Source organism: Stieleria sp., assembly GCF_041595215.1.
Lineage (GTDB): Bacteria > Planctomycetota > Planctomycetia > Pirellulales > Pirellulaceae > Stieleria > Stieleria magnilauensis.
Map to the genome: position 1 here is coordinate 1 of NZ_JBFHKV010000293.1, position 8,460 is coordinate 8,460.

General features: G+C 59.5%; 4 protein-coding genes. 3 read left to right on the forward strand and 1 reads right to left on the reverse strand.

The window, feature by feature from the left end:
• Positions 1-356: 356 nt before the first annotated feature.
• Entirely contained in the window at positions 357-4,103 is a 3,747-nt protein-coding gene (locus ABX749_RS13210) for a family 16 glycoside hydrolase (protein ID WP_372896398.1), read from the reverse strand.
• A gap of 636 nt (positions 4,104-4,739) precedes the next feature.
• Here ABX749_RS13210 and ABX749_RS13215 point away from each other — a divergent pair.
• The 3 genes from ABX749_RS13215 to ABX749_RS13225 form a co-directional block, all read left to right on the forward strand.
• Complete coding sequence (locus tag ABX749_RS13215; protein ID WP_372896399.1) at positions 4,740-5,411, forward strand: RNA polymerase sigma factor; 672 nt, start codon at positions 4,740-4,742, stop codon at positions 5,409-5,411.
• A 185-nt stretch (positions 5,412-5,596) separates the two neighbouring features.
• Positions 5,597-6,865, forward strand: coding sequence for a PQQ-binding-like beta-propeller repeat protein (locus tag ABX749_RS13220; RefSeq protein ID WP_372896400.1), 1,269 nt, complete (start codon positions 5,597-5,599; stop codon positions 6,863-6,865).
• A gap of 183 nt (positions 6,866-7,048) precedes the next feature.
• Positions 7,049-8,460 (forward strand): arylsulfatase (locus ABX749_RS13225; RefSeq protein WP_372896401.1); only part of this gene is annotated, 1,412 nt, incomplete at its 3' end.

Consider the following 8,460-nt stretch of genomic DNA (forward strand, 5'->3'; position numbering starts at 1 on the left):
AGAGGTAGCGGAACGGCGCGAGCCGTCCGGTTTCAGCTTGGAAACACCGTGAAAGACCGGAGGGCTCGCGCCCTACCGCTAACGATAAACACCCCGGTTGGTGTCAAAGTAAGTGGCATTAGGCTCGCGCCCAATGCCACTTCGTTTGGCGTTGACCAAGGTAGCGGAACGGCGCGAGCCGTCCGGTTCCAGCGTGAAGCCCCCCTGAAAGACAGGAGGGCTCGCGCGCTACCGCTAACAAAAAAACACCCCGATTGATGTCAACTTAGCGGTATTGGGCCCGAAGGCTCACACCAGCCGGCTGATCATCGTTTGACTCCGGCGGTGTTCCCGTCGATCGCACCGCCGGATCCGTTTCATCGCCCCCAGCGTTTGTCGTTGGGATTGCCAGCGGTCATCAGGTAAGTCAGCAAGTCGCGAACTTCCTCAGCCGACAAACGGTCCAACAAATTCTCCGGCATCTGAGAGACCTTGGAAGCTTCGATCAGCTCCACACTGTCCGCATCGAGGTCCACCGCCTTCGCGTTTTCGTCGATCGGATAGACCGTCAAGTCGCCGTCTTCTTTCTCGACCACCAACCCGATCAGCACTTGGCCGTCGTCGGTCAGCACGCGGGAGGATCCATATTGGTCCGAGATGTCTTTGCTGGGATGAACGATGGCTTCGACCAAATAACGTTCGTCGAATTTGTTGGGGATGCTGGTCAGGTCTGGTCCGATCGCACCACCCAGTCCCGCCAAGCGATGACACGCGGCACACTTGGCGCTGAAGAACAATGACCGTCCCCGCTCAAAGTTCTTGGGACCACGGTTGGCGGCCAACGCCGCATCGACGGTCCACTTCTGGCCAGGACCTTGGGGCTCGACGATCGGAAAATCGGGCTGCGGATTGAAGTCTTCGCCGGTGATTTCCTGAAGCGCCACGCGTTGCTCGGACGAACAATTCGCCAGAGCTTCGTCGCGGATCCGCGTCAGGTAGCCGGCATAGCTCGCTCCGCCGGATGCTTTGGCGGCTTGATTGAGAAACGCGAAGTAGCTGCGTCGCTGGTCCAGCGTCCATCCGGTTCTTAAATTCCGCAACATGAACGCGTACAAGATCTCTCGCGACGGCGGCATCGACTGGATCATGTTGTCGATCGTCCGCCCATACCCCTTGTTGCGACTGGCAAGCTCGGACCACTGCGGAGGCTCCGTCGGTTGACGGTTTTCGATCAACGCCATCGTCTTGGCAATCACCGACTTGCTTCGCAGATACGTCAACACACGAATCAGTTCGGTGTTCACGTCGTCGTCGTCACTGGGCAACAGCGGATCAAGTTTGGCGATGACTTGTTGGGATTCCTGATCGGTCGGTTTACCAAGACGCTCAAAGACCAACGCATAGGCCCGGAGCATGCCCAGCATTTGCGGCGTGTTGAGCGAATCGAGCGGCAGTTGCAGCAACCCGGCCAGGGCACCGGCGCGATGGTATTCGTTGCCCATGCGCGCCAGCGCGACCGTCGCCGTGATGCGTGCTTGGGGGTCTGATTCGAGCACCGCGCGCTCGGCCCAGGTTTCCAAGGGCTGACTTTCGACCGCGATTCTGGCGGCATGACGAAGGAAACGATCGTCGCTGGAAAGCAGCGGCCAAGCGGCCTGGAGCGCATCGGGTGACACGATGCCATGAAACGCTTCCAGCGATCGACGCTGTTTCCGCGCAGCCTCCGCCGCGGGATCGATCGCCGTCGGACGCTCCCGAGATTCGTCACCGACATAGCGGACACGATACAGGCCCGATTGCGTCCCCCGTCCGCCGACGGCGAAGTAGAGCGCGCCGTCATGACCGATCACGGCGTCGGTCAACGGCAGCGGCGATCCGTACAGAAACGGCTCCGCCTCGCCACGGTATCCGGCCCCATCGGGTTTCAAGTGAATCGCATACATCGTGCCGAAGGTCCAATCGCAGGCGAACAGGGCGTCGCGATAGCGTGTCGGAAAATTGGCTTCCAATCCCGAGACCATGCCGGTCGGCGATCCCGGTCCGATTTCCACCACCGGTGGCAGTGAATCTTCGTAGTAGGTCGGCCACTTTCCCGACCCGCTTCGCCAACCATAATCCGCGCCGCTGGCCGCCAAACAAATCCGCGTCGGTCGATACCACGGCAAACCGAGGTCCCATTCCATGTCGGCGTCGTAAGCGAACAGGTCACCGTGACGGTTCAACGCGATGTCATACTGGTTTCGAAACCCGATCGTGCGAACGACTTGTTGCTTCGACGCGACGTCCAATTCGGTGACCCAGCCGCCGGGCGCCAAGCGACCGCGAGCGTGCCCATTGGAATCCCACATCCGCGGCAACAGATGGCCTTCGTACCAAGTCGGCACGCGACTGCGACTGTGACTGGCCAACGGTGCCGCGTTGCCTCCGTCCAAATAAAGTCCCTTTCCGTCCGGCATCGGCAACACGGCGTGATTGCCATGCTCGCCGCCGCCGGTGGTTCCGGGATAAGTTTCCGTCACGTCCAAGACGTCGTCACCATCGGAATCACTCAGCCGCATCAGGTTTCCACCGTTGCGATGAAACCACAGACTTTCAAACGCCCAGTGCAAGCCCTGCGCTCCAGAGACACCAGCGAGCTGCCCCTCGGAAACCTTTTCGATCGTCGGCGATTCTCCCGGTCGCAGCGTCACGCGGTACAGCCCCGCGCCGCCTTGGTCAGACGCATACAAACGACCTTGGGGATCGGTCGCCAACGAAACCCAACTGCCTTGTTCCTTCGGCACCTCGTAAACCTGTTCGACGACAAACCCCGCCGGGGCATAGATCTCTTGGGGGCGAAGGATTGCCCGGCCGCCGACATCCGCACCCTCAGAAGTCGGAATCCCCCAAGGCCCCGCACCGATCGCGGCGATGGTCTTAACACTTGCCCAACCCGAATCGTCGAACCCAACGGCGTTCCAATCGTCCGTTTGCGTTTCGGAACGCTTCCACGTCTGGTCGGTCACGACTGAAGTGGAATTGCCGTCGGAATTGTCCAGTGTCAACTTGGCGACCAACGCCGCCACACCGCCTTCGTTCTGGCCGGCGATCGCGATCACATTGCGCCCGGGCTGAAGCAGCTTGGCAACATCCTGATCGATCGGCGACTGCCAAGCGTCGCTCTTGGCCACCTGCTTTCCGTTGAGAAAGACGGTCATGCGGTTGTCGCATGTGGCGTACAAGCGGGCGTTTTTCACCCTCGATGCGGCTTGAAACGATTTTCGAAACCAGACCTTTTGATTCCCTGCCGACTTGTCGGCCCAGATCCATTGGGGCTGCGGCGATTGCTTGAGCCAGGTTTCTGCGTTCGGTTTGGGGGCCGCTTCGTCCGCACCGCGCTCGGTCGCGGCGCCGGCGGATGACGTCGCATCAATCGCAGCCTGCAGGACCCGTTGTGCTTCGGCACCCTCGAGCGGTCGCAGCAGCAGATTGCGGTACTCTGCCTTCATCGCGGGACCTTGATGAAGTTGCAGCGCCAACAATCCAGTCCGTTGTGCATCGGGATGATTGTCCGTCACGTCGACGGTCGTGACGCCATTGATCTGATGAATCATCCGGTTGCCGACGGCGACGATGACCAGTTCATTCCACTGCTCGGTCGCGATCCCACCAAGCGGCGTCAAGGCCTCCGTCACGTCGGACTTGCCGTCCGCGGAAATGGTCACGCGCTGACCGCCGGTGGCGATGATCCCCCGCCCCGTTTTTTCGCCATACATCATGCCCATGTATTCGGGTTTGGGATGCAGATCGGCCTGGTAGCCACGCAGCGCCAACTGTTTTTCGTCTGCCAGTGCACTGCGATACTGGACGCCGGAATTATTTCCTTCGAAACGTACCAGGCAGCGAAACTCAAAATCGCTGACCTCGCCGCCCTGCCAAATCAGAAACGTATTGGTAGGAACCGGATTTTCTTTCGTCGATTCCCCGACAATCGCCCCGTCACGGACCGACCAAAAGGCAGCCAATCCCTTCCACTGGGAAAGATCCTCGCCGTTGAACAGGACTTGGTACTTCGGCTCCTCGCACCATCCGAACGTCGCGGTGCAGGCAAGAAGTCCCAACAGTAATAATCGCAGTTGTCGCATCGAATTTCGTTTCCGCTGTGAAGTCGTTTCGGTGTGTCGATCGGCAGTCAATCATCTGGGGAAACGCCGGCCGACCCGAACCGACAGTGCGTCGGAAAAATGCAGTGGCCGGTGTGCGCCCTCGACGTTGTCCGTCGCTATAGATCTTAGCTGGTTCATTTCAGAAAGGGTGACAACGAACACCATCAGAATCGCCAGCAGAATCGGCCGGGCGCCGGCGCGAACCGGCTGATGTCAGTTGATGATCAGCCGATTGGCGCGAGCCTACGGGCCCTGCGTTGGTCAACACCTTGTCGCTTTAGCGGTATTGGCCCCGTGGACCCATGCAAACGCGTGCGGGCTTGACTCGACGGCCCGCTCGCTCCCCGGTCTCGCTTCGCCCGGCCCTGCTGCCAGGAGGGTAAAAGGCGAAAACGGCGCGACAAGAACCCATGACATGGGGGGATGTCGGCACCGAAAGAACTGCGATCGGGAGAGCGAATTCGGCAAATCCGGCGGTCTTCGGCGCGGGGCAAACGGCCCATCTCGGTCGCTTTGCCGCACTATTTTTCATCGCGCGAGTGTAAATGGCGGACTCGATGCCGTTTAGACGATTTAGCAACTCTCGTGTTTTCGCCTACCTCATCGACCGATTCAATGATCGCCCCCAGCCACTTTCACCATCCCGATGATGTCGATGCCCAGTTGATGCTCAGGATCAAGAACGGCGAGAGCGATGTTTTTGACCGGTTGGTGCGACGCAATCGTTCGACGGTGCTGCGCTTCATCCGGCATTTCCAGGCCCCCAGTGTGGTCGACCCGGAGGACCTGACCCAACAGGTTTTTCTGCGGGTGTACAAGTCGCGGCACACCTACCAAGCGACGGCCAAGTTTTCCAGCTGGCTGTACACCATCACCCGAAACGTGGTCTCCAACACCAATCGACAACTGGCCAGGCGTCGCGAGGTTTCCATGCAAGGAATGCCCGACGCCAAGTTCGAGTGGCAGACCCCGTTTGAGATTTCGGTCAACTCGGATCCGGCCCATCATCTGGTCCGCAGTGAATGCCGACTCGCCGTGCAACGCGCCATGACTCGACTGGGACAGCGTCAGCAACAGGCCCTCCGCCTGGTCCATTTCCGTGGCTACAGCTATCTGGCCGCGGCGAAGGAATTGATGCTGACGGAAATGGCCCTCAAATCTCTGGTTCAGCGTGCCCGAACCGGGTTGAAAAAATCGCTGCAGCAGGAACACGGCGAAGACATTGACGATATGCTGAGAGCTTGCGCCCCCTGCCACCAAACGCCATTCGCGATCAAACGGTCGTGAATCGATCCGCCAGATTCCCCCTGTCCGATCTGATCTGATCCGACTCTGCCCTGCCCGATCCGCCCTGCCCGATCCGCAGTGGCATCAAGCTGAGGTGACGGACCAGACGGCAGGCGGTCCACGTCGGGCGGTCCACATCGGGGCAAACCGTTCAGACCCCTTTTTCTGAAAAGAACACCATGAACATGATGCGTCCTCTGATTTGCACTGCGATCCTCGCCGGTCTGTCGCTTCCGTCCGCTTCCTACGGCGAAGACAACTGGCCGACTTTTCGTGGCGCCGACCGATCTGGGGTTTCCAGTGACACCGGTCTGTTGGACCAATGGCCCAGCGACGGCCCCGAATTGATTTGGACGGCCGAAGGTGCCGGACGCGGCTACGCCAGCGTCGCGATCTCGGAAGGCAAACTGTTCACACTCGGCGATGGGCTGTCCACCGCCGATGACGATGACGAATACCTGGTGTGCTTCGATCAAAAAACCGGCCGACCGATATGGCGCAGTAGTACAGGCGCCCCGTGGACCAGCGGCAATGAATCCTGGCAAAGCTCTCGCAGCACGCCGACCGTCGATGGCGATCGCGTCTATGTCCTCACCGCGTACGGTGAATTGATCTGCTTCAGCACGACGGGCCACGAACGATGGAGACGCCATCTGAAAGACGACTTGGGCGGCAAAAAGGCTGACGGCTGGGGCTACAGTGAATCCGTTTTGATCGACGGAGCGAAATTAATCTGCACCCCCGGCGGTTCGGAATGCACGATGGCCGCCCTCGATAAGATCACCGGCGAAATCCTGTGGACCTGCGTCCGCGAAGAGGACCGTGGCGCCGGACATGCGTCGGTCGTCGTTTCAACGATCGGCGACACGAAGGTGTATGTCCAAACGACCGGCAGCGGACCACTCGGCGTTCGCGCCGATGACGGAAAACTGCTGTGGTCCTACGAGATCAAACGCACCACCGCCGTGATCCCCACCCCGATCGTCAAAGACGACTTGGTGTTCTTTTCCGCCGGCTATGGCACCGGCGGCGGCCTGCTCCGCCAAATCCCCGACGGGGACGGAGTGACCGCAGCAGAGATCTATCCTCCGAATCCCAAACTGGGAAACAAACACGGCGGCATCGTGCTCGTCGGTGACTTCCTGTACGGCGACTCGGAAGACCAGGGAGTCCCGTTCTGTGCCGAATTGATCACCGGCCGGACCGAATGGAAATCGCGTGGGTCCGGAAGAAAATCGGCCAGCATCACCGCTGCCGACGGCAAACTTTTCATCCGCTTCAGTGACGGCACCGTCGCACTCGTGCCGGCGTCACCGGACGAGTACGAGGAGCAAGGCAGCTTCAAAATCCCCGGCAGCGGCGAGCGTCCCAGTTGGGCACACCCCGTGGTCGTCGGCGGCAAACTCTATCTCCGCGAAGGCGATCAGATCCTCTGCTACGACGTCAAAAAGTAGCCGGCGATCATGATGCGCACTAAGAAGGGTCAGGAGCGTTATTGGCAACCTGGGCAATCCAGGTTTGCCTATTTTGAATTAAATGCTCCCGACCTTTTTTTCCTTGCAGTTTTGTCCGTGTCGGCACTGGTTGCGTCTGCCCTGAACGCGGCGTCTCCGTCACGGCCCAACATCGTGTTCGTCATGACCGACGATCAAGGGTACTGGGACACCGGCGCGACCGGAAATCCGCACATCGACACGCCAAACATGAACGCGATCGCCGAACAGGGCATCCAGCTGGATCGCTATTATGCGGCGCCGGTCTGTGCCCCCACGCGAGCCGGATTGATGACCGGACGCTACTACTTGCGAACCGGATTGTACAACACACGCTTCGGCGGCGACTCGATGGGCTTGGGCGAAATCACCGTTGCTCAACTGCTCAAGCAAGCGGGCTATCGAACCGGGCTGTTCGGTAAATGGCACCTGGGAAAATATCCCGGCTATCAACCGCAAGAACGCGGCTTTGACGAGTTCTTTGGACACTACCACGGGCACATCGAACGGTATCAGTTTCCCAACCAGGTCTATCACAACGGACGGCCGGTCGAGGCACGTGGCTACGTCAGCGATGTTTTCACCGATGCCTCCATCGACTTCATCCAACATTCCGTCGAATCACATGACGGACCGTTTTTTTGTGCGTTGATGTTCAACGCCCCCCATTCACCGTTCCTGTTGGATACGTCGCACTATGCACAACCCGAAGGCGACAAGACGCTGAAGAAATACCTCGATCGCGGGCTTCCCATCCGCGAAGCACGGATCTATGGATTGATCGACCGAGTCGACCAAAACATCGGACGGTTGCTCGAAGCGATCGAACGGTTCGGCGCCGCGGATAACACGCTGGTCGTGTTCACCAGCGACAACGGCGGCGTCAGCAAGTTTTGGAAAGGCGGGATGAACGGAAACAAGGCGGGGGTTTACGAAGGCGGCGTCCGGGCGCCCTGCTTTGTTCGCTGGCCGAAACGAATTAAACCGGGACAGAAAGTTCACGCCCAAACCTCACACGTCGACTGGCTGCCGACGTTTTGTGAATTGGCCGGTGTCGATGTCCCACAAGACCGAACGATCGACGGAATCAGTCTGGTTCATTTGTTGACCAGCGGAAACGACAAGCCCCATCATCGGTACGTCTATCACACCTGGGATCGCTACCAACCCAACGCCGAAAAGCGTTGGTCCATCAGCGACGACCGATGGAAATTGTTGTGCCAAGTCGGCAGCTCGACGACGCCTTCGAAAACCCACTGGCGATTGTTCGATCTGCAGGCCGATCCGGGTGAAAAGAAGAACGTCGCCCAACAGTATCCCGATCACGTGGACCGCTTGCGAACCGAATTCGTCCGCTGGTTCAACGACGTCACCGCAGGCCAATCCTATACCCCGGTTCCCGTCCCCGTCGGCGACGTCAGCGTCGACATCGAACCGAGTTGGGCGACCTGGACCGGCAAACACATCCAGTACGTTTTTGACGGTTACGACTGGGACACGATCCAGGGCTGGAAGGAACCCGGTGAACGAGCGAGTTGGAAACTGGACGTCGAGCG

Bases quoted from the DNA above. Each gene is read 5' to 3' on its own strand.
- ABX749_RS13220 (WP_372896400.1), top strand. From the start codon at position 5,597: ATGATGCGTCCTCTGATTTGCACTGCGATCCTCGCCGGTCTGTCGCTT.
- ABX749_RS13210 (WP_372896398.1), bottom strand. From the start codon at position 4,103: ATGCGACAACTGCGATTATTACTGTTGGGACTTCTTGCCTGCACCGCG.
- ABX749_RS13215 (WP_372896399.1), top strand. From the start codon at position 4,740: ATGATCGCCCCCAGCCACTTTCACCATCCCGATGATGTCGATGCCCAG.